Annotated in this window: 1 protein-coding gene; it reads right to left on the bottom strand. The window is 28.8% G+C overall.

Annotated elements, in window-relative coordinates:
* Nucleotides 1-4: 4 nt before the first annotated feature.
* Nucleotides 5-718, bottom strand: a 714-nt coding sequence (locus CN601_RS27085; protein ID WP_218923260.1) for a hypothetical protein, incomplete at its 5' end; no start/stop codon positions are given.

Below are 718 nucleotides of genomic sequence, written 5' to 3'. Positions count from 1 at the left end.
GTCATTATTTATTTTTATTAGTCGGGACATTTTTCCAATCCGATCTATAATCAATTCTTGTATCAATATTAACTTCAATACATTCTAATTCAGAATTTGATAATAACGCATCTATCAATTCTCTAGTACCACCTATTAATGAGAAATCAAGGTCATAATCAGTACACAAACACCAACTCTGATCTTCTGCCCACCAATAGGTAGGTGAACCGTGTAAACCATTTAGATTGTATAAGTTAAAAACGTCTTCTAATTTACCACTAAATAGTAGATCATCTCCGTACCAGTCTTCTATTTTTAAAAAATAATAATGAAAGTAACATTTTTGTTTCATAGTCATTGGTTTTAAGATTTTTACTAATTCTTCTACTAAATTAATTTCCATATTTCCTTCATCAGGAGATATTATATATCTTGGTAAACTCCCATATATTTGGCTAAAAGTGTTTGTACTTATTTCTTGTGTAAATTGAACATTATACTTTTTTACCAAATCTTTATAGAACAATCTTTCACCTATTCTAATTTTTTGATCAACTCCAAATCGACGTTCACTCCATAATAAATGTTCATCTTTAATCTTTTTATCACGATATACTGGATGAAGGATCTTACAATAATGACTGAAGTTTTTCGGAAGACAATGAGATACAAAATTTCCTTTCCATTGAGGAGAATCACTTTCCAGTTCATCAATATTTAGCTTTATCCAATCAAA

Origin of the sequence: Bacillus sp. AFS017336 (assembly GCF_002555445.1) — a bacterium.
In the GTDB taxonomy this organism is placed as follows: Bacteria; Bacillota; Bacilli; order Bacillales; family Bacillaceae_G; genus Gottfriedia.
The sequence above is the reverse complement of the archived record's forward strand: the minus strand, read 5'-3'. Positions and strand labels throughout refer to the sequence as shown.